Origin of the sequence: Desulfitobacterium dehalogenans ATCC 51507, from assembly GCF_000243155.2 — a bacterium.
Lineage (GTDB): Bacteria > Bacillota > Desulfitobacteriia > Desulfitobacteriales > Desulfitobacteriaceae > Desulfitobacterium > Desulfitobacterium dehalogenans.
The window spans coordinates 63835-86700 of sequence record NC_018017.1 but is presented as its reverse complement, the minus strand read 5'-3'; the positions used below and the strand labels follow the sequence as shown (position 1 = coordinate 86700).

Here is a 22866-nt window from a genome sequence, read left to right as displayed (position 1 = left end):
CAAAATATCCCCCTACTTTTTCTTATTTCGAACCCAATTTTCGATATTCTTTTGAGTACTGCGCTCTACGGCTAAGGTGTGGGCCGGTACATCCTTGGAGATAGTGGATCCCGCTCCTGTCACAGCACCTTCACCGATTTCCACCGGAGCTACAAGATTAGTATTGCTTCCCAGAAAAGCCTTATCCCTGATAATCGTTTTATATTTATTGACCCCATCATAATTACAGGTAATGGTTCCTGCCCCTATATTCACAGATTTCCCCACTTGGGAATCTCCTACATAACTAAGATGAGGAATTTTTGACCCTTCACCGATCTGGCTGTTTTTAATCTCTACGAAGTCTCCCACTTTAACCTTATCCTGAAGAACCGTACCTGGACGCAGGTAAGCATAGGGGCCAATGGTGCAATGGCTGCCGATAACGGCTTGATTGCCCACGGTATGAGATACCTCTGATCCTACTCCCACAGTGCAATCCTTTAAGGTCGTACTGGGACCAATGACTGCATCCTCCGCCACCAGAGTCCTGCCCTGAAGAATAGTAAAGGGCTGAAGTACCACATCCGGTTGAAGCACTACCTCGGCTTCGATAAAAGTGGAGTGAGGGTCGATGATGGTCACCCCTTCCTCCATCCAATAGGACAGAATCCGCTGGTGAACCACATCCTCGGCTGCCGCCAACTGGGCCCGGCTGTTTATCCCCAGCGCTTCATGGACATCCTCAGTGCAGTAGGTACGGATGACTTCCCCTTGAGTATGAAAAACAGAGAAAACATCGGTTAAATAATACTCTCCTTGAGCGTTCTTGGGAGTTATGTTCTTTAGGGCATCCCTAAGCTTGGCAACATTAAAGCAATAGGTTCCCGTATTAATCTCTTGAATCAGCCGTTCCTCAGGAGTGGCATCCTTCTCCTCCACCACACGCAAAAACTTATCTCCCTCTTTAAGAATCCGCCCTAATCCGTAAGGATTCTCAAAGCAGGCCGTTAAAAGAGTAGCTGCCGCATTATTTTCAGTATGAATCTTTACCAATTGTTTGAGGGTCTCCGGCCGGATGAGGGGCTGGTCTCCACTTAAAACAATAATATGATCAACCTCATGGCAATGAGGTATTGCTTGCATAATAGCATGTCCCGTTCCACATTGTTCCTCTTGAACAACCACTTCAGTCCGGTCATCCAAAGTGGCCTCTATCTGTTCTCTGCCATGACCTAGAATAACCATAGAACGGGGAATCTCCACGGAGCGAACACAATCCAAAACATGTTGAAGCATGGGTTTTCCGGCAAGTGTATGCATGACCTTAGGCAATTTGGACTTCATTCGGGTACCTTTGCCTGCAGCCATAATCACCGCAGCCCAATGTGGCATAAACTTCGCCTCCATCAATAGTTTACCCTGATTAATATTCAATACCCAAAAAACTTTAATTCGTCAAAAAACAGCAAATTCCTCTTTCATTATACATCTTCTCTGCCTGTTTTTCATCTTTCTATGGAGTCTTTTCCCTAACTCATGAGCAAAAGAGACCCCTATACAGGGTCTCTTCCTCCCAAATGCTTGTCTTACATTGCTTCCTGGTAAGCTTTTAATACTGCGTTTTGAATCACTTCGCGGGCTGCAGAAGAGATAGGGTGTGCTATATCACGGAATTCACCTTCCGGAGTTTTCCGGCTGGGCATAGCAACGAAAAGCCCGTTTGTCCCTTCCACTACTTTCACATCGTGAACGACAAACGAATTGTCGAATGTAACAGAAACAACTGCTTTCATCTTGCCCTCGACATTCACCTTCCGTACCCGTACGTCAGTAATGTTCATTATGAATCACCACCCTTCTCATCCGGTGACCAGCAATATTCTTACCAAACATATTCTCTATATGGTAAAAAACTCCTTCTTTTAAGCGAAAAAATTCTTTTTTTCGCTTATATGTCCCGATCTTTCTGTAAGGGAAGCGTTTTTTAGAGTGATAAGTAACTATTCTGAGGAATCACCTGGACGACTCCCTTAAAAGGATCCAGCTCCCTGAGCTGAAGAAGGGATAGATAATGATCGACAAGCTTGGGTTCTTCTTCCCGAGGTGTCTCCATCAAGACCCCTAGTCCGACCACATCGGCGTCAAACTCCTTCAAAAGATTGATCATTCCTAAGGCAGTTCCGCCGGCCTTCATAAAATCGTCAATGACTAAGACCTTCCGCCCGGGCTCTAACGCTCTTCGTCCAAGAGTCATGGACTGAATCCGTTTTGAAGAACCGGAGACATAATTGATACTGACAGAAGTTCCTTCCGTGACCTTGTTACCATGACGGATGATGACCATAGGTACCCCTAAGGCCTCTGCAGTAACCAAGGCCAGGGGTATGCCCTTCGTCTCGATCGTAACCACCACATCCGGTTTTTTCTCCCGAAAAACACCGGCAAAGATTAAGGCTAAAGGACGTAAAATAGAGGGGTCGTAAAGAAGATCCGTCATATAGAGGAACCCACCGGCTAGGACCCTGTCCTGACTGCTTAAGCGCTCCGCTAAATTGACAAGAAATTCGCGGGCTTCCTCTGCTGAAATCTCCGGAATATAACGAACTCCCCCGGCAGCACCTGACACAGTCTCCAAACGTCCTTGACCTGTGCAGCGCATGCTTTCCTTAACGGCCAGCAGATCTTCACTGATGGTGGATTTGGCAGCCCCAAAGCGTTCAGCCAGCATGGTCAGAGGAATCAACATATTAGGTTTTGACATGAGTACTTGCATCACAGCAACCATTCGCTCAGCGCGTTTCATCTTTTCCACGGACTAACCCTCTATTCTTTCTCAGAATTGGCTTCACTGCTCTCCTTAGAGTCTCCCAGTTCCTTGGAAAGGCGCAGGGCTTCAAACATAACATTCTCAGCCGTCACAATATGAGCCGTCGCTAACGTTTGTGCCTCTTCCACATCATGGCGGGCTAACGCCTCCACAATGTTGCGGTGTTCATCGATGGCATTCTTAAGCCGTCCCGGAACGGACAGGGAAGTAGCACGAAACCGTTGGATCTGCTCCCGCAAATTGGCCAGGATCTGAATCAGGCGCTCGTTGCGGCTGGCCTTATAGACCAAAGCGTGGAAATCCGTATCCGAGTTTACCATCTGCTCCAGACTCATCTCTTGCCCTTCATAATAAAGGAGGAACCGTTCCATCTCTTCAATTTCCTGATCTGTAGCCCGTTCTGCCGCCAGTCCGGCAGCTAAGCCTTCCAGAGCGGAACGGATTTCAAACACATCCGCCACATCCTTATGGGACACTCCGGCCACATAGGCTCCTTTACGTGGAATCATGACGACGAAGTTTTCCAGCTCCAGCTTACGAATCGCTTCTCTGACCGGGGTGCGGCTTACCCCCATTTCTTCAGCCAATTGGATCTCCATTAAGCGTTCACCGGGTTCAAGAACTCCATTGATAATGGCCTCGCGCAAGGATTCGAACACAATCTCTCTTAAGGGTTTGTAACTATCGAGTTTTACTGGCACCAGCTTTCTACCCATAAATATTTCCCCTTTCTATAGTATGCGTTATCCAGACATTATATTGTCTTTCTCTCCATATCGCAGCAATTCTTTCCGCTTGTTCCGCAGCTTCAATGATTCCAAACACTGCGGATCCGCTGCCGGACATTAAAGCTCCCAGACATCCGTTTTGCTTCATTAATTCTTCTTTGACCCAGGCTATTTCCGGGAGAATCTTCATGGAAGCCGGCTCTAAATCGTTATACAGGAGGGGGATAAGGCTTTCTGTTCTTCCTGATGCCAAAGCCCCTTGCCACATTGCATAATCCAGATGAGAGAATCTTCCTTCCTGGTCAAAGGTACGGTAGGCTTCGGCAGTAGTTACCCCTTGGTCAGGTTTAATGAGAATAAGATTGATTTTCGGAGCATAAGGTAAATCTCTTAATTCTTCACCCACACCGGTTGCCCATTGGGTCCCACCCTTCAGACAAAAGGCCACATCCGCACCCAGCTGGGCGGCAAAGCTCTTCAGTTGCTCCTGAGTATAGGGCTCCTTAAAGAGTTTATTCAGAGCCTGCAAGGTTGCCGCGGCGTCTGCGCTTCCTCCACCTAATCCTGCTTGAACAGGGATATTCTTCTCAATTTCAATATAAATACCCTGGCTGCTCCCCAGCCCGCTTAAAAAGGCTTCCGCTGCCCGGTAAGCCAGATTCTCCGGGCCGCTCCATACTCCGCAGGAGCACTGAATTCCACTCTCCGCCAAGGTCACTCGTATCCGATCATAGATTCCTATGGACTGCATGACGCTTTCCAACTCATGATACCCATCGGGACGACGGCCTGTTATGGCCAGAGCAAGATTTATTTTGGCGTAGGCGAACATTTCAACCTGATTCTTAATCATTACCCTATCCCTTCCGAACGTTCGAATAGTATTTCTATTTATTATACCCTAAGATAACCCGGTTCTTCTAGTATCTGTCTTATTTAATTATTTAACTCAACTTTTGCACCGTGAAAGGTTCTTATTCCATGATGGCAAGGAAGAATATACTTATTCATTCTCTTCTTTATAAATTAATTGCATGTATTTATTTATCAAATAACCAAAGATCGTCTCAAGCTCCTTACGCATAGCTTTTGTAAGTTCTTGTTCTTCTTCCGAGTCTAATCCTTTTGCATATTTGTGATAGAGTTCATGAATCTCATATGCTAATGTTTCAGTTTTATCAGCTAATTTTTTAATATCAGAAACTGTAATCCCATAGTCTTTCAGCTTTTTAAACGCATTTGCTACAAGCAAGTCTTCATTGCAATATAATTCACTTCCTGATGGAAAAAGCAATTCGCTGTTTTCCAATTGGCGAATTTCATGAGATTCCAGGTTTGAGATATTTATGAATTCTTTGCTATTATAAAAAACATGATCTTCCTTTTGCTTGAGCGGGCTTAGGAATGTTTCATAATAATGAATCGCATTTTCTGTTGTAAATCTTTGAAAACCAATATTATCAATTAGTTGTTTTATAATACCCAAAGGCAAGTGCATTTTTTCCTGGAGATATCGGATTACAGGGATAATATCAAGATATATAGCAGGATAATATGCCATGTTTTTTGATGTTCTTATTGGATCCGGAAGTAGGCCTAAGGATAAATAGTATAAAACTGTTGACTTGTTAATGCCGGTATTTTTGGTGATTTCGTTCATTCGAAATTGTTCTTCCAATTAGATCTGAACCTCCACTTATCAGAATTATACACTTATTAGAATTATACATTGACAAGTTAAAAATAACAATTTAATATAGTAATCGATAAGTGTCACTTTACACTTTATAGTATGGGGGGAATGCTTTTTGCACAATAATTATTTAGTAATTAACACAAATCTCTGCAAGGCCATGTTGGAAATGTATCCTTTCCTGCAAGAAGAAGGTACTTGGAAAAGTTAATCTGCCTTTTCACAAGCATGTTAGGTTTGCTCATCCCGACAATTGTGTTGGTTGCTATCAATGTGAAAAAGAATGTGAATTTGGAGCCATCATTAAATATTCAAAAAAGGGGGATGAATGAGCTTTTTGGCCAGGGGAAGATGTTTAATTTAGACACCAAACACAAAGGAGGTAAAGAGTATTGAATAAGAAAGAGAAAAACCGCCGAATAAATATATTCCTTCTTGCAGTATATCTTGGTGTGTTTGGTACAGGGTTAATAATGTTTTTAAAATTCCACGTGGGTGACGGCAGCATACGCGAAACGTTTATAGGTGTGCAGAAGTCAGTATGGTTAAATACCCACAGAGTAATGGCGATCGCATTTCTGACTGGTTGTATAATTCACAAGAGACGCTATTGGAAACTCCTGACTAGGCATCGACTTCTTTTCATTGAATCAATTCTAGTAATGGGAACTGGTTTTTACGCTTGGATAGCTCTATCCCAGGCAGGAAGCATTTTTCAGGAATCAATACAACATCATCGCTTGATTGATTCGCATAACATTATCGGTCTCTTTCTACTTTTCAGTCTAACAGTACACATCAAACGGCGCTGGCATAGGTTTTTTCACATGCAAAAGAAAATTTGAAACAATTAGAAGACTTAAAATGAAAACGGTGATTGTATTCAATCACCCTACCGTTTCCAAGCACGCTCTCCTCCTGCCAAGCACTTTAGCAGTAAGGAGAGCATGCTTCATTGCGATAGCTTTGGAACTAGATGGCTCCTAGATTACCTACTTCAAGAAACCCTTCTTTAGTTAATTGGCCGCATTCGAGACGGAGGGCGATTTCTTCCTCAATAGGCTCCAGGTGTTCATAGAACATTACGAAAATCTCTCCGGGTTTGCAGGTATCCAAGCCGTGGCAGAAAGCTTCCCGTTCTGGAAGAACAACGGAAATTCTTCGGGGATCCATACCTGAAGCAATAGCTTCCTCCATGATAATCCCGGCAATTTCACCAGGCTGCCGTCCCCTCAGATCCCCATCCTCGCGAATAATCAGCCGATGAAAACCTCTGGCCGCTACCTGGGCGACTTCCCGGATGGTTTCATCCGGCCGGTCTCCTGGTACGGTCACACAACCCACCACTGCGGGAGCCTTAAACTTCCTCAAGGTCTGGGCAATGGCCTTAACCCCCGCCGCATTATGACCATAGTCGATGAAGACCTGAACTCCCCCAATCGTATAAGGGTTCAAACGTCCACGATTGCATTCCGGATCGGATGTAAACTCCGACAAAGAAGTGCGGATTCCCTCACCCTCAAGCCCCAGGGACCATCCCACGGCGATGGCCGCTAAAGCATTCTGTAAATTATGGAGGGCCTTCCCATTCCAGGTCACCGGCAGATCTTTTACCCCGCAAATCTTATGGGACTGCTCCCCTTGGCAAAGGAGAATATTCCCCCTGCGTACGAAGACGGCGATCCCTCCCACAGCCAAATGCTTGCGTATAGTAATGTTATCTTTTTCGGTACTGAAGAAAATAACTTTGCCTTTAGTTTTCCGGGCAAAGGAAGCAACTAATGGATCATCGGCGTTGAGGACCACATAGCTATGGGGACGAACGACCTCGGCTATAAGACTTTTGACATGAGCAATATCTTCTAAGCTTTCCATTCCATACTGGCCAAGATGGTCGTTGGCTACATTGGTCACTACTGCTACATCGGCATAATCATAGGCCAGCCCGGCTCTCAATATCCCGCCTCGTGCCGTTTCCAGCACAGCCACCTGAACATCAGGGTGACGAAGAACGATCTGAGCACTTTCCGGTCCGGTGGTATCTCCCTTGAGAAGGAGCTTACCCCCTACATAAATACCGTCTGTGGCGGTCATTCCCACTACTAAATCCCGATTCATCAGCATTTTTCCGATCATCCGCGTGGTTGTCGTCTTACCATTGGTTCCGGTAACCGAGATGACGGGAATTCTTCCATTTCCCTTGGGCAGGACACGGTCAACGATGGTCTTCCCCACATCCAAAGGCCGGCCCACGGTTGGGGATTGATGCATTCTTAAGCCCGGAGCCGCATTGACCTCGATAATCGCTCCACGTTGCTCCTGGTAAGGCTGCTCAATATCCTCCAGGACCATATCTACCCCTGCAATATCCAACCCAACGATTCGCGCAGCATACTCGGCTAAAGCAGCATTATCAGGGTGAACTTGATCCGTAACATCCACGGAAATTCCCCCTGTGCTTAAGTTAGCGCTATCTCTCAGATAAACAACCTCCCCATCGGCAGGTACGGTCTCCAAAGAGATCTGCTTTTGGGTCAAGGTCATCAGGACAACAGGGTCAATTTTTATCTTGGTTAAGGCCTTTTCATGGTCCTCTCCCCGCTGGGGATCGGAGTTGGCGAGATGAACAAGCTCTTCCACCGTAGAAGCCCCATCTCCGATGACATGAGCCGGAATACGCTCGGCAGCTGCCACCATTTTTCCACCCACCACAAGCAGCCGGTAGTTCTTTCCTTCAATATACTCCTCGACGACCACTTGATCCCCATAGGCCTGAGCCACTCGAAAGGCCGCCCGAACCTCAGCCTCGTTCTTAAGCTTCAGGGTCACACCTTTTCCCTGGTTTCCGTTATAAGGCTTGACCACGACAGGCTGAGCCAGCTGGTGAAATCCTTCCACTGCCTCTTCTTCATCCCAGGCAATCACCCCATCGGGAACGGGAATTCCCCCTTCATAGAGCAGCTTTTTCGTCAACCCTTTATCACAAGCAATGTCCACACCGATACAGCTGGTCTGGTCACTCATAGCAGCCTGAACTCTCCTTTGGTTGCGTCCATAGCCCAATTGCAGAAGACTGCTGTCATTTAAACGTATAACGGGAATACCCCGCCCTGCGGCAGCTTCAATAATTGCCCGGGTAGAAGCACCCAGCTCAAACCTTCGAATAACTTCCTTAATGCTCTCGATCTTGCTTGTGACAATGGGTTTTTGTCCGGATAGCAACTCTTGCACCAGGTTATAGCCTTGCTTGAAGCCTTCGATTCCTCCTTCAAGTGAATCGTAATTGAAAATGATTTCATAATGACCTGGATGTTCAGGCAGACATAGGGTTTTCCCATAAGGAATATTCTGTCCTGCACGAGTGAGGAGCTCGATGGTTACATGTTCAATAATATGTCCGACTAAAGTTCCCTCATTCAACCGTTCTACAAATCCTCCCGGTTTGCCCCGGGAGCAAAAATGCTCGTAAAGAGTGGGCAAACATTGAACCAGACGGGTATTAAAGTCTCCAAAGGTGTCGCTTGTTCGTTCTGTCCATTCCTGGAGATCCACGACGGCCCGGATGACCGGTCGATAGCTGTAGACATTAGCTCCCGGGATCGCCTGGATTTTCAGTATCTCCATTGTGCTATTTGTCCTCCTTCAACCTATGGGAAAAGTACACCTCTAGTATTTTTACCTTTTTCCGGCACAATATTCTTTTTTCCCATTTTTCCAGATGTTCTAAGGTAAATACCCTAAGTAAGATTTATGTTTGCCGCTCTTCTTTTGAGGTCGAAACGATAGCCATCGGACAAGATATGCATGAGAACAGGGGTAAGAACGAGGGCTTGGCCCGGCGAAATTTCCGATACATTGCTGGCCATGGTAGGGGAAGCATCCACCACTGTAACGGTCTGGTTACCTACCACAGTAAAATGCCCATCCGAATAGACAAGAATGGAGGTATCTTCATCAATACCCACCCCGAGAACATTAGGGTTTTGGGCGATGGCTGAAAGCAGTCGACCGATACGACCCCTCTGGGCAAAATGTTGATCCACGACAACTGAATGAAGCAGACCAAGACCAGGCGCCATCGTTAAGGTATCTTTTTTGGGCGTACCCGCCTCCCCGCCCACGATCATAGTATCGGACATGGCTGAAGCCCCGGCACTGGTTCCGGCAATAATGACTCCTCTTTGATAAAGGCTATGTAAGGTTGTCCCTAAACGGGTTCCCCCTAAAATTCCTGTGATGCGCAGCTGGTCTCCTCCCGTGAAAAAAACCCCGGTAGCCTTTTGCAATTCCTGAGATACGGATTCCCGATTGGCTGAGACCCTTTCGTCTATATCCAGGACCTGTACCTCAGGAGCCCCTAAGCTTTCAAAGAGCTCCTTATATTCAGAACCTACCTGCTCCGGCATTTCCGTGGCAGCGGTCAAAACCACCACACGGCTTTCCTTTCCCCCCGCTTCTTGGATAAACCGCTTCAGTATTTTACACTCTCCCTTTTTGTCTTCGGCTCCACCGATGATTAAGAGCTTGCCCTCCACGTAATGATTCATGAAATTCCTCCCTTTGCTTGCTTCTCTTATTTTCCGCTTTAACCCCTGCGGATTATTCAGAATCTAAAAAGATTGAGTTTCCTTTACCTTCAGAAAACATACACTGATTAAAGGAATAGGGAAGGAGGTAACCCGATGAATCCGATACCCCAGCGAAAAATTATGATCCGTCGTTCCTCGCGACAAATAGAGCTCTATGATGGCAATCAACTCTTAGCCTGCTATCCTTGTGCCGTAGGCAAAAACGCAACCCCCACTCCTCTAGGGAACTATGCTGTGTCTACTAAGGTTATTAATCCCGGCGGAGCCTTCGGAACCCGTTGGCTTGGCCTATCCCTCCCGGACTACGGGATTCATGGAACAAACAAGCCCTCCAGCATCGGTACTCAAGCATCCTTAGGCTGTATTCGTATGCATAATCATCATGTGGAGGCTCTTTATAACCAAGTCGGCGTGGGGACGCCGGTGGTTATAACGGAGTAGCTGGCCATACCGTGTCCAGGGCCAGTAAAGGATGAAAAGCGTTGTCTGGGCGGGTAGCTTTACGCACATCGCTCACTTCATAGCTCCAGGGCTGGTGAACTCGCTTTCTTAACAGCTGCGCCAAACCTTTGGGTAATACCTGATGTGAACCGTGGCTCCGCTACGTTAAGAAAGCTTTGTTAACCGGTCGCCCCTCCGCTAAATCCGTTCGCTCTTGTGCGTAAAGCTACACTTGCGGGCCTTTTTTAGCACTTTTTCCGGAGCTTTTTATAAGCCTCTTTCAGGGTAGACACCCATGCCGCGGGGTGGCACGAGCAAAGGATAAAAATGTTGCTCGGGCCGTGTAGCCTTATCCTACATCCGCGCCGCTCAGATCCGAAAGACAGCCCAAGGATTTTGCTTTAAGGCAGAGAACGGATTCTAAGCGAGCAGGTAAGCACTCTTCGCGAAAAGGCTGCAGCGGAGTCGGGTTGGAAACAGGACGTTTCCAACCGCCCATTGAGCAGGAGCGATTTGGGCACGAAACCCGGGCGAGGGTTTCGCCCAAGCCGACACGCCACGGAGACTACTTAGCGGCGCAGGTACGCCCGGCGTAGCGGAGGTCTTGAGCGATTAGATTGCTCCGCGCAGCTTATAGAGTGAACGCCGAAAGCAAAATCCTGGAGAATTAGCTTTCCGATCTTTTTCAGAGTAGCCGGCCATGCCTCAGGGGGCTAAAAATGTAATAAGCGCCTGCGTGGATGAATGCAGGCGCTCTTCCATGATTAGTAAGGGCTTCGCGGATACCCCTTGCGGAGATGACCCCGGGTCTCGATTCCGCCAAGGCCGTCGGTACCGGTGACCGTATGCTGAATGATTTCCTTCAGGGATACCATCTGATCAATGGGAGTAAAGGCGATTCTCTCCACGATAAAGACCGGATCAAAGGCATGAATCAAAGTCCTTTTGGGAGAGGAAGCAAAATTAGCTCCTGCTCTGATAATGGCTTCGTAATTGGATTGGCAGGCCCCGGCAAAAATTACCAGGGCATCCCGATTAGGCTGGAAGCGGCGGGCCTCAATGACGGATTGGACGAAGAAGCGGGAACTCCGATAGCTGTCAAGGCTCTTGAAATCCTTTTTTCCTTTGAGAAACCCGTCATGCCCCGTGAGGACCACGATATCCGTAGGATTTTCCTGAAGAATCTGCCGTATCTTCTTAGGCTGCTCCACTTCAGATATGCAGATTCCTTTAGCGTCCAGTCCCAGCTGTTGATATGTCTTGATGCATTGACTTAGATATTCCTCATCCCCATCCAGGTGAAGCACCCGCCCTGGAATTTCATAGAATTCATCCTGAGCCTCTGGAACATATTTACGCTGATTGACCACTATTTTCAGCTTATTGTATATATCCTGGTAATCTTCCCGTTGATAATGAGCGACTTCTGATGGGTTTTTTTCCACCAAATCCTGAAGAGGTGCATCAGCTATAAGCCTAAGATTAATTCCCTTTAAGATTGCAATCCGCTCTCCCTTAACCGACATTATTTGCTCAATACGGAAAAATAAGTCTTGTTTATGGGATTTTCTAGCTACAACGTCGCCAACTTTTAACATTTGCGCCCTCCTTCCGACCTCTTCCCTATATCCTATGACCAAAGAAAAAAAAAGGCATATAAATATAGAAAACTCTGCTTGGAAAGTAAGGTTTACAATACTATTCTTTGAAAGACATTCTGAACAGCTAAAATAAGCTTCCCTGAGGAGGGATAGCATGTACGATGTGATCATTCCCGCCCAAAACGAAGAAAAAAGCATCCTGGCTGTCTTAGCAACCGTATTAAGATTGCCCATAAAAAGAGCCATCTTGGTTCTCAATGGATGTACCGATCGGACTCTGGATTTGACCCGCTCCATCCTGGATCAGCGCATCCATACCATTTATTTTGCTGACCCCCTGGGCATCGATGTCCCCCGGGCCATTGGGGCTCTTTATGCCCGTTCCCTTAATACTCATGGAGTCCTTTTTGTGGATGGAGATACCTCGGGAGATATTTATGACGGCTTATCAAGACTCCTGGCCGCCTTAGACGAAGGTACGGATGTAGCCTTAACCAACTGCTATCCTTACATTACTCACCGCGCTAAGCTGGCTAATCTTGTCCTGCGCTTTAGGGGAAGTTTGAATAAGGAATTAGGCTACTTTCAGTTTTTAGGAAATGCTACCCCTACCCATGGACCCCATGCCTTATCTGCTCGGGCACTGGAACTGCTTATCCCTGAAGCAATCGCTATTCCTCCCCTGACTCTGGTCTTAGCCAAGCGTTTCGACCTCAAGGTTAAAGTAGCCACCTCCATACGCCATCAAGATCTTAAATCCCCTCGCAAGCACCGCCGCCATGCTCGTCTCATCGCCGAGACCATCATCGGCGACTGTGTGATGGGGCTGACTTTGGCTCGTAACGAAGAGGTCACACGTTCTCTGGGAAAACACAAAATGCTGGGATATCATCCCGAACGGCGCTTTGATATTCTCCAGCTTTGGGCAGAATCTTTAAACGCCTCTCATTCCTATTGTGAAAATCATTTAATCATTCCAAGAGATGTACAGTTTAGCGGATAATTTATGAAACTGGTACCTTGGTGTTCACTTTCTGACCTGATATAATATGAGTAATATAGAAAATCCGGCGTCGCCTAAAGGCATTGCCTTTTCAAAAGCCCGTCATGACAATGGCAGGCTTTGATTAATTGTGAGAGGATGAAGCTCTTGTCCCCAAACCGTTTTCCCGTCATTGATAGTTTACGTACTCTGGCTCTTGCCTTAATGATTACTTATCATCTCATTTATGATTTAGATCAATGGACCAATTTGGCTGTTGATGTGAATAACCCTTTATGGTTTATCATCGGTAAAACGGCTGCTCTGCTTTTTATTTTCCTTTCCGGCCTAAGCAGCGGTTTAAGCAAGCATCCCCTTAAAAACGGACTGCGGGTTTTATTTTTTGGGATGATTATTACCCTGGTGACCTATGTCGCCTTTCCCGGGGAATATATCCGCTTTGGAATTCTCCATTTCTTAGGGGTTATGATGGCTCTCTATCCTCTAATTCGAAAACTTCCCAATAGCGTACTCCTTCTATGCTCGGTTCTGTCCATAGGCATCGGATTTATTATCAAGAACCAAGTAGTGAACACCCCTCTTCTCCTTCCTCTGGGGTTCATCTATCCTGACTTTTCCACTTTGGATTTTTACCCTTTATTTCCTTATAGCGGGGTAACCTTCTTGGGAGTTCTCTGTTATCGTTATTTCTTTGCGAACCGAAGCAAGGCAAAAACCTCCGCTTCTTCGGCGAAAAAGAGCAAGAAGAATCGCGATAAATCAGGTCAAAAGGACGCTCAAAAACAAAGGGCAGCCTCCCCCATGGTTACCTGGGTCAGCCGCCACTCTTTATGGATTTACTTGATACATCAGCCCATTTTGCTTGGGCTTGTTTTCGCCTTGAAGGCCCTTGCCTTTATATCTTGAATCTGTGAAGCGCCTGCTTCTCAGTCGAACCCGACACCTCTTTTTGTTTTATCCCATCAATTATCTTCACTGAGAGTGGGCATTTCAATCAACGGCTCTTCTGCCTGAGCAGATGACTCCCCAAATTCGGCATGACTGTCTTCTATCTCAATCAGCTCCGCAAATTCTGTTAACTCTTGTTCACTAATTGCACCTTCAGCAGGGTCTAAAGACACATTATCTTCCAAACTATTACCTTCAAATAAACCCATGCTTGAACCTTTCCCATCAAGAATAGTTGAAGTTGAAGTATTTATCCACGCAGTAAACTCTACACAAGCAGAAGAGACACTAGAGATAGGAGTGCCGGTTCTTAGATATATTTTATCCCCATAGCTCAAGGGAAAGTCACAAGGTAATGTTGTTGTAGTAGTTCTGGTAGTGCGAGTAGTACTGCTAGTAAAGCTTGGGCTTGTTGAATGCTGATACCAAACATTTGGCTTTACATAATGAAAAGAATATTTACCATCTTTATAACCTAATCCTACTCCTGATGGTGCAGGGCTTAGTTTAGGCAAAGTTATTTTTTTAATCTGGGAAGCAGACTGTGTACCTGTGGCCTTATAGCGCACTTCAAATTCCACAGTTTTTTGACTGCTCATTCGTGAATATACCGATAAGCTATAACTGCCTGTACCGGTTAAAGAATACCAGGGACCTCCATCATAGCGATATTGCATGGCGGAGGTTATAGGAGATACTGAATGATTATTATATGGGTCATACGAAACGGCAGGCGCAGCTGGAGATTGATCTGTAAGGGTCCAGCCCCCCCATAAACTCGCGGGCTCATTTTCCTCAGCTTTATACCTAAAATCAATTCTTGCTGTCTCTCCATATTCGAGACTCTGAATGATTGATAAAACACCGTTAAGTAGTATTTCCTCAGGGATCGTCCTATAAATCTGACCGTCGAGACGCATTTCCATATTTTCTGTTAATCCGGTAATCATTCCGGTAGTCCTATTGAGAGATATGTTGCTTGGAAATGGCCCGCGTGGTTTTATCTGTATTATTTTAGCAGGAGAAGCACTTTCAGTATCTGTCTGAGCGTAACGAACCCAAAACAATTTATCGGAAACCGCCAGGGGAACCTGAATGGCACTGCATGTCGTCCAACCGCCGCCGGTAAGCTGATATTCCATTGTAGTGTCCGTACCTACTGCAACGGCATAGTCTGGAAAGGTTTCACTATTATAAATAACAGAAACCGGAGGAGAACCTGCTGGAGAATTACCATACCAGGTTATAGACAGGTTAGCCTCAAGAGTTTTATATAAAGGCGCCCTAGTATCCATTAATTTGATATTATATCTGCTTTGGTTGGTATTAGGGTTTATTTCAAAAACATCGTACATTATAAATCCATATGCCATCCCGTAATTTATAACATTGCCATCTTCATCGAGAAAATGCAATACATTTGAGGTGACCGGAGCGCGCCCATCAAGGGTGTTCGACTGGCTGCCTACTAAATTTCCCATTTGTTTATAATCAATACGAACATATCTTTTTTCACTTGGTAAATTTTTGCTTACATTCGTGCCACTTGCTGTCAAAGGATATTCCCACCATCGATCTTGCCCTGGGCCTGGTAAGGTTTCGGCATATGCATAATCACTTAAATGAACACTTGTTATCTCCAAAGATTGTAAAGGAAGTGCAGGTCCCGCTTGTACAGGCGGCGGCAGAACAACGCTCAATATTAAAGCGCATAATAAAACAAATGTAATAAACCTTTTCATAACCACATTCTCCTCATCTTTTCTATTCGGTCAAATTAATGAGTTGTAAACCAGTCGTCAAAGGCATCCTCCATAGGCCCCTTGTCATTTAGATGCTGCAAATATTGCTTGATCCATATCTCGAAGTCAAAACCAGAATCGTAGCGGCCATTAGCTCCTCGCGACATCCCAAAAGAATCTTTCATCATACCATGTACATCTTCCGATACTGAATGCCCAACAAGTTTTCGAGCATCAAGGTAAAAAGCCATAGCTCCGGGATCCAGTTTCTGATCCAATAGCCATTCTCTGAATGCAAGTTTTGCCTCAATGCTCTGGGGCGTGTGCTTCGAGTTATCATACATACTCGACAGCATATTGGCCGTATTATGGACTAAGAATCGTAGCTGATAATCATCGACATCTGATCGCAACAATTCACCGCACATCGCCATCGTCTCCCGAAAGGTCTGCTCTGCCAAGGGCGGATATTTGGATTTGATAGCCTTGGTGATTTCTTCAAACGTCATGCTCCCATAAGTGGCCTTTCGGGCAACACTGTAAATCTGGCTGGGGCTGTCAAACTGCTGGCGGAGCTCATTATTGTAGGATTCCACTACGTCTTTATATGCTCCGTTGGTTTGAATAAAAAAATTAAAAGCATTAGATTCACGCATGAAGTCATTGCCAAAAACCTGCGTATAGCGTGCTGTGATGGTCTGGTAAATTTCCGTATCACTCATACCGGAATAATCAACCGATTGTGCCTGTTTCCGAACTTTAGCCAAAGTGTGCGATATCTCCCCTTGATCCATCGTAAAGATATTGGGGTCATTCGTCTTTTCGCTTTTCTGACTGAGGTCGGCAATATTCGCCTGCCACCGGCCCAAAGCGATATTATAGTTCAAATACTTATCAGAGTCATTTAAAGCGGAGTGACCGGCTTTCCGGAGGTAGTCTACACCATCCCTCTTATTATAACTCCCGCCATTTACAGATCTTTTTTGTACGACAGATAGTAGATCAATATTTGATGCTTTGATTGAATTAATGAACATTAGATTTCTCCTCTTTTCATTGTAGGTGATAAGTAATACATTACAGGAACTAAGCAGTGAATCGATTAGCCCTAAATGTCACCAGAACAATAACTCTCTCCTTCCCTGTTCCATATTCTTTAATCTTGATACCTCCTTGCCATATTTAAGATAATCCCCTATAAAAGTTATCGTAGAAAAAAACATCAATCTTTAGGATATATATACTAAATTTCAAATATTATCCTTATGTTGCTTTGTTATCCTTTTTCCGACAAATTTAGCGCACACTAGTTTCAATTAGCTGGCGCACAAAAAAAGAGCGGCTTACCCCATGTTTGCATGGATCAGCCGCCACTCCTTATGGATTTATTTAATACACCAACCCATTTTAGTTGGGCTTATCTTTACCTTAAAGAACTTCGCCTTTATATCTTGAATCTACGAAGTGCCTGCTCCATATCCTCTGTCATTTTGGCCAGCATTTGGCTGGAGGAGGCGATCTCTTCCACAGAGGCTGATTGCTCCTCAGTCGAAGCCGACACATTGAGAGTCTGTTCGGCAATGGATTTGCTGATCTGATTGACTTCATGAATGGAGGAAACAATCCGTTCATTGCCATGGGAAATTTCCTCAATCTCATGGGAGATACCCCGAACTTGCTCGGTGACCTCTTGAATAAGCCTGGCAATCTCTTCAAAAGCGCTGCCTGCCTCATAGACCACCTTGGACCCTATCTCAACCTCTTGTGTTCCATTCTTCATAGAGTCTACAGCTTTATGGGTATCCTCTTGAATCTCCCCAATGAGATCGGCTATTTGTTTCGCTGCAATCTGGGATTGCTCAGCCAGCTTCCGAACCTCTTCAGCAACCACCGCAAATCCTCTTCCTTGTTCTCCGGCCCGTGCTGCTTCGATAGCTGCATTGAGAGCCAAAAGATTGGTCTGATCCGCGATCCCGGAGATGGCCTCAACGATCTGTCCAATTTCTTGGGAACGAATACCCAGTTGCTCCACTAAAGAAGCACTATGATTAACCGCTTTTTGGATATGGTCCATTTGATTAATGGTTGTATGGATAGATTGTTGACCTTTCTCGGTGGCTTTTGCTGTTCCCTCAGCTGAACGAACCACATATTCCGTATTGTTTAACACTTGCCCCATTCCCGCTGCCATTTCTTCCACCACGGCAGCCACATCATTCACTGCGGTCATCTGCTTTTCTGTCCCCTGTGCAACCTCAGTGATAGCACCTGCTACCTCATTAGAAGCCTGGGCTGATTGTTCGGCCCCAGCAGATAATTGTTGAGAAGAAGAGGCGATGTGTTCCGAAGCCAGAGAAACCTGTTTGACCAATTGAATAAGATTCTCCGTCATATGGTTAAAATCTTGAGCCAATTGACCCAGTTCATCCTGTGAATCCACTTGGATTTTCTCAATATTTAGATTGCCCTGTGCAATTTCATTGGCGCCCTGTGCCACGATTTTAATTCTCCTGGCGAAATTCTGGCTAAGCTTAAAGGCAAATGCACTCACCAGGGCTAAACCCAAAATCATGGCGACGGCAATCCGGATAATATCATTTAACATCTGATCTTGATAGATCAGCTCTTGTTTAACAACCTCCACCTCAATATCGTCCACCCAGTTGCCGGTTCCTACCACCCAGCCATAGGGTTCAAAGAGCTGGGTATACCCTCTCTTGGGTTTAGGCTCCGTCTCATTGGGTTTGGCAAATTCATAATTGGAGAAGCCCCCACCAGCCAGTGCATTTTTAACAAATCCATCCCGCACATAAGCATAACCGTTCGGATCTACCGCATCAAGACGACTTTTTCCTTCTGTATCCCGCCCCAGAAGAACCACATTAATTCCTTCAGTGGTATCGACCCAGAAGTAATTCTCCCCTTCAAAGCGAAGATCCCGAACTAAGTCGGCGGCCTTGACCTTAGCCTCTTCCTCTGTGAGCAAACCTCCTTGCTGTTCCTTATATACCTTCTCAATGACGCTGATAGCAATTTCTACATCCGTTTTAATTCCCCGGTCGTATTCGGCAAAGAGGGTCTCCCTGTAGGTTGCTACATTCTTTTCTACCATATCCATCTGCCGGTAAATATTATAGCCCCCAACAACAATGCTCATTAGTACTGATGTCAAGATAAATGCTAACGTTAGACGTGCCCTGATACTTTTCAATTTTCTTGCTCCTCTCTTTAGTTTTTACTCTTTTTTGTAATACAGGCATTAATTATGTAAAAGTTGGCGGTCAGACCCTTAAACCATTATTCATTATTTGCTTCCATAATGCAACATAATTTTATTAATTTTGCTTATTGCCAATAGTCATTATTTTGGGAATATTCGACGATTAATACAAAAAGGTCACAGCTAAAGCTGTGACCTTTAATATAAAACTCCAATTTTTTAAATGATCTCATTCACACTTTGAATCTTGCCAGGATCTTTTCCAATTCAATGGCCATATTCTCCAACACCTGACAGGAGGAGGCAATTTCTTCTACAGAAGCAGACTGCTCTTCAGTGGAGGCGGATACACCATAGGTCTGATCCGTAATCTCCCGGCTGATCTGATCCACTTCTTCCACCGCCCGAATAATCCGTTCATTTCCGTGGGATATTTGCTCAATCTCAGCAGATATACCCCTGACTTGTCGGGTTACTTCTTGAATGAGCTGTGCAATCTCTTCAAAAGCACTTCCCGCCTCGATGACCACCATTGCCCCTTTCTCTACTTCATGGGTTCCATCCTGCATAGCCTCTACAGCTTTCACTGTATCCGTTTGGATTTCCGAGATCAGAGCAGAGATTTGCTTGGCCGCCCCTTGGGATTGTTCCGCCAGCTTCCTTACCTCTTCGGCAACCACGGCGAACCCTCGCCCTTGTTCACCCGCCCGGGCAGCTTCAATGGCTGCGTTCAGGGCCAGGAGATTCGTCTGGGTCGCGATGCCGGAGATAGTCTCTATGATTTGACCAATCTCCTGAGAGCGGAGCCCCAGATGTTCCACTAATTCCGCACTATGGTTAACCACCCTTTGGATATGATTCATTTGCTCAATAGTGGTTTGTACCGACCCCTGACCTTTAGCAGCAGCTTGAGAGGTTCCCTCAGCTGAACGAACCACATAGCCTGTATTGGTCAAAACCTGCGCCATCCCTGCCGCCATTTCCCGCACGACTTCGGAGACCTCGCTGACAGAACTTATTTGCCTTTCCGTACCTTGTGCAACATCGGTGACTGCCGCGGCAACCTCCATAGCCGCTTGCGCAGACTCTTCAGCACCGGCTGAAAGCTCTTGGGAGGTCAAGGATACTTGCTCGGAAGCGTAGGCAACCTTCTTCACTACTTCCGCCAGATTTTCGGTCATTTGATTAAAGTCCTCAGCCAATTGACCCAGCTCGTCTTGAGTGTCCACCATAATCTTTTCAATGGTCAGATTACCCTGAGCAACCTCTCTCGCCCCCTGGGCGATTCGCTGAACTCTTTGGGAAATGCGCTGGCTGATGACAAAAGCCAGGACGGCAACCACTCCTAGGCCAATAACCATGGCGGACACTACTTTAATAATATCTTTCAACATTTGTTGTTTATAATAAACTTCTTTTTCACTAACCTTGGTTTCGATATCGTCGACCCAGTTCCCTGTTCCCACGATCCAGCCATAAGGCTCAAAGAGCCGTGTATAGCCCCGCTTTGGTTTAGGCTCTGATTCATTGGGCTTGGCGAATTGATAATCCGTGTACCCTCCGCCCTCCTGCATCCCGTTCTTGATCAGTTCTTTTATATAAAGGAAGCCAGTGGGGTCTACTGCATCAATCCGGCTTTTTCCCTCGGAGTCTTTACCCAGATAGGCTACATTGATTCCCTCGACAGTATCCACCCAAATATAGTTTCCATTATCGTAGAGAATCTTACGCACCAGAGCTGCGGCTTTTTCCTTAGCCTCGGCTTCAGTCAATAACCCCATTTGCTGCTCCTGATAGACCCCTTGGATCATGCTTATGGCGATCTCCACATTCATTTTGATCCCTCGATCGTATTCCTCATATAAAGTTTTGCGATAGTCATCCACATTTTTTTGCGTCAACACCGTTTGGTTATAGATATTAAACCCGCCAACAATGCCGGCCATCATAATGGATGTCAAAAGGAATACCAAAATCAATCGAGTTCTAATGCTTTTCAACCGCCATCCCTCCCTTTCCTGTCTTCACTTCAATTGATAATTCTAACTTTTGAGAATTCTCTTGAGCCTGATGCATTGAAAAGATGTTATGGGTGGTGTAATATTTGGGTAGATTCGTTCATTCCAGATTTTGTCCCTCAACAAAACTGGACAAACCATTTAAAATTAGAATAGCTATAGTTTACTATGTATTATTAACCAAAACATTCACTTTGGCAAGATTATTATAAAAGTTATTTTTAAACGAAAATTTTCTCGAAAATAATGCATTTTTTAATTGAAAGAATTGTCTAAATTGTTATACAATCTTATTGACATGCTTTGCCTGGGTTTATCTCTATGAGGAAGGAGGCAATACGGAATCCTAGAGACTAAATCCAATAGATAAGGTGGAAAAAACACTTAGAGAAGGGAAAGGGATAGAAATGGAGAACCGTTTTAAACAGTCTTTATTGGACCCTAACACCCTCTCCGTCACTTGGGAACTGGTCCCTGGGAGAGGAGCACGTGAGAAAGCTCAAGAAAGCGCATTGCTTGCTGCAGAACAGGCAGCTAAGGGCGGTAAGGTTCATGCCCTGACCATCACCGATAACCCCGGAGGAAACCCTGCTATTCTCGCCGATTATCTTGGTCAGGAGATTCTCAAGCTGGGAATAGAGCCCCTTGTCCATTTTACCTGTAAGGATAAGAACCGCAATCAGATGGAGAGCCAGCTTTATGCTCTTGATCGGGCAGAAGTCCGCAGCCTCTTGGTAATGACCGGAGATTATACGGTCTCTGGCTTTAAAGGCCGCCCCAAGCCGGTCTTTGACCTTGATCCTACCCATGCTTTAGAACTCATCACCCAAATGAATCAAGGGCTTGGTATTCCTGGCCCTAAGGGAATGTCTTATCACCAAACCAGTGATTTCTTTGCCGGTGCCGCCGTTTCTCCCTTTAAGGGCACGGAAGCAGAGCAAATGGTCCAATATTATAAACTGAAGAAAAAAGTGGCCAGCGGAGCCCAATTTATTGTCACCCAGCTTGGCTATGATGTCCGTAAAATCCATGAAGTCCTCCAATTCATGAAGCTTAATGATCTGAATGTTCCCCTTGTAGGCAATATCTATATCCTCCCCTTCGGTGCAGCCAAGATTATGAACCAGAATCAGCTGCCGGGCTGTGTTGTCACGGATAAGCTCCTGGCTGAAATTGATAAGGAAAGAACAGCCGAGGATAAAGGGGTCGGTGCCCGCTTGCTGAGAGCCGCTAAGATGTACGCTCTCATGAAAGGCATGGGCTTTGCCGGAGTTCATATCGGCGGGCATAATATCAAATATGAGCAAGTGGAATATGTGATTGAAAAGGGCGAGGAGCTCAGCAAAGACTGGATGGCTCTGATTCCTGAGTTTGATTATCCTATGCCCAATGGTTTCTATTATTATGAAAAGGATCCCAAAACCGGCCTCAATACCACCACACCTGTCAATCGGAAGAACTTGCCTCTGGATGCCCCTGTGGGAGTAGCTTACAGCGGTATGAGAATGATGCACAGCATGCTCTTCACCCCCGGCAAAAACTTCTTCCCCGTCATGCGCAAGATTTATAAAGGACGTAAGGATAACCGCAAACACGGCTTTGAACACCTGGCAAAAGTCATCACCAACGACTGTAAGGACTGCGGGGACTGTGCTATGTTCGAACTGGCTTATCTCTGTCCTATGTCTCAATGTCCCAAGAACCAAAGGAACGGTGCCTGCGGCGGAAGCTATCAGGGCTGGTGTGAGGTTTACCCCAACCAGAAGCAGTGTATTTATGTCAGAGCTTATGCCCGCTTGAAGAAATATAGTGAGGAAGGGGATCTGGATTCTCATCATATTCCCCCGGCCAATTGGGATTTGTATCAAACCTCCTCATGGTCTAACTTCTTCTTAGGACGGGATCACTCTGGAGAAATCTTGGGTATTCCCACTCCTGAAGAAGAGGAGAAGGCTAAGAGCGTAGATTCGACTAAGCAAGACGTGTCTAAATAAAAAACTATAAATAATAAAGCAGCAAATTCTTTGTAATTTGCTGCTTTTTCTATCACTTTTTCCATAGCTATTCGTTATCA

At 45.6% G+C, this 22866-nt stretch carries 21 protein-coding genes; 7 read left to right on the top strand and 14 right to left on the bottom strand.

Annotation, left to right across the window (positions count from 1 at the left end):
* Positions 1 to 12: 12 nt before the first annotated feature.
* From glmU to DESDE_RS00375, 6 genes are all read right to left on the bottom strand, one after another.
* A complete protein-coding gene (gene glmU, locus DESDE_RS00400) occupies positions 13 to 1374 on the bottom strand; it encodes a bifunctional UDP-N-acetylglucosamine diphosphorylase/glucosamine-1-phosphate N-acetyltransferase GlmU (protein WP_014792075.1) in 1362 nt (453 codons plus the stop codon).
* 194 nt (positions 1375 to 1568) lie between these two features.
* Positions 1569 to 1823, bottom strand: coding sequence for a septation regulator SpoVG (gene spoVG / locus DESDE_RS00395; protein ID WP_005814955.1), 255 nt, complete (start codon positions 1821 to 1823; stop codon positions 1569 to 1571).
* A 143-nt stretch (positions 1824 to 1966) separates the two neighbouring features.
* On the bottom strand, positions 1967 to 2794 hold the full coding sequence (gene purR / locus DESDE_RS00390) for a pur operon repressor (RefSeq protein ID WP_014792074.1): 828 nt from the start codon (positions 2792 to 2794) through the stop codon (positions 1967 to 1969).
* Positions 2795 to 2805: 11 nt separating this feature from the next.
* On the bottom strand, positions 2806 to 3525 hold the full coding sequence (locus tag DESDE_RS00385) for a GntR family transcriptional regulator (RefSeq protein WP_014792073.1): 720 nt from the start codon (positions 3523 to 3525) through the stop codon (positions 2806 to 2808).
* Complete coding sequence (gene ispE, locus DESDE_RS00380) at positions 3518 to 4390, bottom strand: 4-(cytidine 5'-diphospho)-2-C-methyl-D-erythritol kinase (protein WP_014792072.1); 873 nt, start codon at positions 4388 to 4390, stop codon at positions 3518 to 3520. Before ispE ends, DESDE_RS00385 begins: the two co-directional genes overlap by 8 nt.
* 150 nt (positions 4391 to 4540) lie before the next feature.
* On the bottom strand, positions 4541 to 5197 hold the full coding sequence (locus DESDE_RS00375) for a MerR family transcriptional regulator (RefSeq protein WP_242831296.1): 657 nt from the start codon (positions 5195 to 5197) through the stop codon (positions 4541 to 4543).
* Positions 5198 to 5376: 179 nt separating this feature from the next.
* On the opposite strand from DESDE_RS00375, the gene DESDE_RS22935 reads away from it, so the two are divergent.
* A complete protein-coding gene (locus DESDE_RS22935; RefSeq protein ID WP_427846208.1) occupies positions 5377 to 5562 on the top strand; it encodes a 4Fe-4S binding protein in 186 nt (61 codons plus the stop codon).
* 60 nt (positions 5563 to 5622) lie between these two features.
* Positions 5623 to 6075 (top strand): DUF4405 domain-containing protein, encoded by a 453-nt coding sequence (locus DESDE_RS00365; RefSeq protein ID WP_014792070.1) that lies wholly within the window; start codon positions 5623 to 5625, stop codon positions 6073 to 6075.
* A gap of 127 nt (positions 6076 to 6202) precedes the next feature.
* Here the strand turns inward: DESDE_RS00365 and cphA are convergent, their stop codons facing one another.
* Together cphA and DESDE_RS00355 are read right to left on the bottom strand one after the other, a co-directional pair.
* Positions 6203 to 8854, bottom strand: coding sequence for a cyanophycin synthetase (gene cphA, locus DESDE_RS00360; protein WP_014792069.1), 2652 nt, complete (start codon positions 8852 to 8854; stop codon positions 6203 to 6205).
* A gap of 113 nt (positions 8855 to 8967) precedes the next feature.
* Entirely contained in the window at positions 8968 to 9777 is an 810-nt protein-coding gene (locus DESDE_RS00355) for a cyanophycinase (protein ID WP_014792068.1), read from the bottom strand.
* Between the two features lie 135 nt (positions 9778 to 9912).
* Between DESDE_RS00355 and DESDE_RS00350 the strand changes: the two genes are divergently transcribed.
* A complete protein-coding gene (locus tag DESDE_RS00350) occupies positions 9913 to 10260 on the top strand; it encodes a L,D-transpeptidase (RefSeq protein WP_014792067.1) in 348 nt (115 codons plus the stop codon).
* Between the two features lie 349 nt (positions 10261 to 10609).
* On the opposite strand, the gene DESDE_RS22235 is transcribed toward DESDE_RS00350, so the two are convergent.
* Together DESDE_RS22235 and yabG are read right to left on the bottom strand one after the other, a co-directional pair.
* A complete protein-coding gene (locus DESDE_RS22235; RefSeq protein WP_207636038.1) occupies positions 10610 to 10759 on the bottom strand; it encodes a hypothetical protein in 150 nt (49 codons plus the stop codon).
* 265 nt (positions 10760 to 11024) lie between these two features.
* Positions 11025 to 11858: a sporulation peptidase YabG gene (gene yabG, locus DESDE_RS00345; protein ID WP_014792066.1), complete on the bottom strand. Its 834-nt coding sequence runs from the start codon at positions 11856 to 11858 to the stop codon at positions 11025 to 11027.
* 157 nt (positions 11859 to 12015) lie between these two features.
* Here yabG and DESDE_RS00340 point away from each other — a divergent pair, with 157 nt between their 5' ends.
* Positions 12016 to 12864 (top strand): glycosyltransferase, encoded by an 849-nt coding sequence (locus DESDE_RS00340; RefSeq protein WP_014792065.1) that lies wholly within the window; start codon positions 12016 to 12018, stop codon positions 12862 to 12864.
* A 147-nt stretch (positions 12865 to 13011) separates the two neighbouring features.
* A complete protein-coding gene (locus tag DESDE_RS00335; RefSeq protein WP_014792064.1) occupies positions 13012 to 13770 on the top strand; it encodes a heparan-alpha-glucosaminide N-acetyltransferase in 759 nt (252 codons plus the stop codon).
* 56 nt (positions 13771 to 13826) lie between these two features.
* On the opposite strand, the gene DESDE_RS00330 is transcribed toward DESDE_RS00335, so the two are convergent.
* Both DESDE_RS00330 and DESDE_RS00325 read right to left on the bottom strand, forming a co-directional pair.
* Positions 13827 to 15554 carry a hypothetical protein gene (locus DESDE_RS00330; RefSeq protein ID WP_014792063.1) on the bottom strand — a complete coding sequence of 576 codons (1728 nt, stop codon included), beginning with the start codon at positions 15552 to 15554 and terminating at the stop codon, positions 13827 to 13829.
* Between the two features lie 35 nt (positions 15555 to 15589).
* Positions 15590 to 16591: a hypothetical protein gene (locus tag DESDE_RS00325; RefSeq protein ID WP_014792062.1), complete on the bottom strand. Its 1002-nt coding sequence runs from the start codon at positions 16589 to 16591 to the stop codon at positions 15590 to 15592.
* A gap of 283 nt (positions 16592 to 16874) precedes the next feature.
* Between DESDE_RS00325 and DESDE_RS22930 the strand changes: the two genes are divergently transcribed.
* On the top strand, positions 16875 to 17009 hold the full coding sequence (locus tag DESDE_RS22930; protein ID WP_427846207.1) for a heparan-alpha-glucosaminide N-acetyltransferase domain-containing protein: 135 nt from the start codon (positions 16875 to 16877) through the stop codon (positions 17007 to 17009).
* Here the strand turns inward: DESDE_RS22930 and DESDE_RS00320 are convergent.
* Both DESDE_RS00320 and DESDE_RS00315 read right to left on the bottom strand, forming a co-directional pair.
* Positions 16999 to 18765, bottom strand: coding sequence for a methyl-accepting chemotaxis protein (locus DESDE_RS00320; protein ID WP_014792061.1), 1767 nt, complete (start codon positions 18763 to 18765; stop codon positions 16999 to 17001). The two genes, DESDE_RS22930 and DESDE_RS00320, sit on opposite strands and share 11 nt — an antisense overlap.
* 242 nt (positions 18766 to 19007) lie before the next feature.
* Positions 19008 to 20774, bottom strand: coding sequence for a methyl-accepting chemotaxis protein (locus tag DESDE_RS00315; protein WP_014792060.1), 1767 nt, complete (start codon positions 20772 to 20774; stop codon positions 19008 to 19010).
* Positions 20775 to 21199: 425 nt separating this feature from the next.
* Here DESDE_RS00315 and DESDE_RS00310 point away from each other — a divergent pair, with 425 nt between their 5' ends.
* On the top strand, positions 21200 to 22786 hold the full coding sequence (locus tag DESDE_RS00310) for a methylenetetrahydrofolate reductase C-terminal domain-containing protein (protein WP_014792059.1): 1587 nt from the start codon (positions 21200 to 21202) through the stop codon (positions 22784 to 22786).
* The last annotated feature ends 80 nt before the right edge of the window (positions 22787 to 22866 follow it).

Excerpts from the sequence above, each read along its gene's own strand:
- glmU (WP_014792075.1), bottom strand. The coding sequence starts at position 1,374 with ATGCCACATTGGGCTGCGGTGATTATGGCTGCAGGCAAAGGTACCCGA.
- spoVG (WP_005814955.1), bottom strand. The coding sequence starts at position 1,823 with ATGAACATTACTGACGTACGGGTACGGAAGGTGAATGTCGAGGGCAAG.
- DESDE_RS00385 (WP_014792073.1), bottom strand. The coding sequence starts at position 3,525 with ATGGGTAGAAAGCTGGTGCCAGTAAAACTCGATAGTTACAAACCCTTA.
- ispE (WP_014792072.1), bottom strand. The coding sequence starts at position 4,390 with ATGATTAAGAATCAGGTTGAAATGTTCGCCTACGCCAAAATAAATCTT.
- DESDE_RS00375 (WP_242831296.1), bottom strand. The coding sequence starts at position 5,197 with ATGAACGAAATCACCAAAAATACCGGCATTAACAAGTCAACAGTTTTA.
- cphA (WP_014792069.1), bottom strand. The coding sequence starts at position 8,854 with ATGGAGATACTGAAAATCCAGGCGATCCCGGGAGCTAATGTCTACAGC.
- DESDE_RS00355 (WP_014792068.1), bottom strand. The coding sequence starts at position 9,777 with ATGAATCATTACGTGGAGGGCAAGCTCTTAATCATCGGTGGAGCCGAA.
- DESDE_RS00350 (WP_014792067.1), top strand. The coding sequence starts at position 9,913 with ATGAATCCGATACCCCAGCGAAAAATTATGATCCGTCGTTCCTCGCGA.
- DESDE_RS22235 (WP_207636038.1), bottom strand. The coding sequence starts at position 10,759 with ATGGGCGGTTGGAAACGTCCTGTTTCCAACCCGACTCCGCTGCAGCCT.
- yabG (WP_014792066.1), bottom strand. The coding sequence starts at position 11,858 with ATGTTAAAAGTTGGCGACGTTGTAGCTAGAAAATCCCATAAACAAGAC.
- DESDE_RS00340 (WP_014792065.1), top strand. The coding sequence starts at position 12,016 with ATGTACGATGTGATCATTCCCGCCCAAAACGAAGAAAAAAGCATCCTG.
- DESDE_RS00330 (WP_014792063.1), bottom strand. The coding sequence starts at position 15,554 with ATGAAAAGGTTTATTACATTTGTTTTATTATGCGCTTTAATATTGAGC.
- DESDE_RS00325 (WP_014792062.1), bottom strand. The coding sequence starts at position 16,591 with ATGTTCATTAATTCAATCAAAGCATCAAATATTGATCTACTATCTGTC.
- DESDE_RS00310 (WP_014792059.1), top strand. The coding sequence starts at position 21,200 with ATGGAGAACCGTTTTAAACAGTCTTTATTGGACCCTAACACCCTCTCC.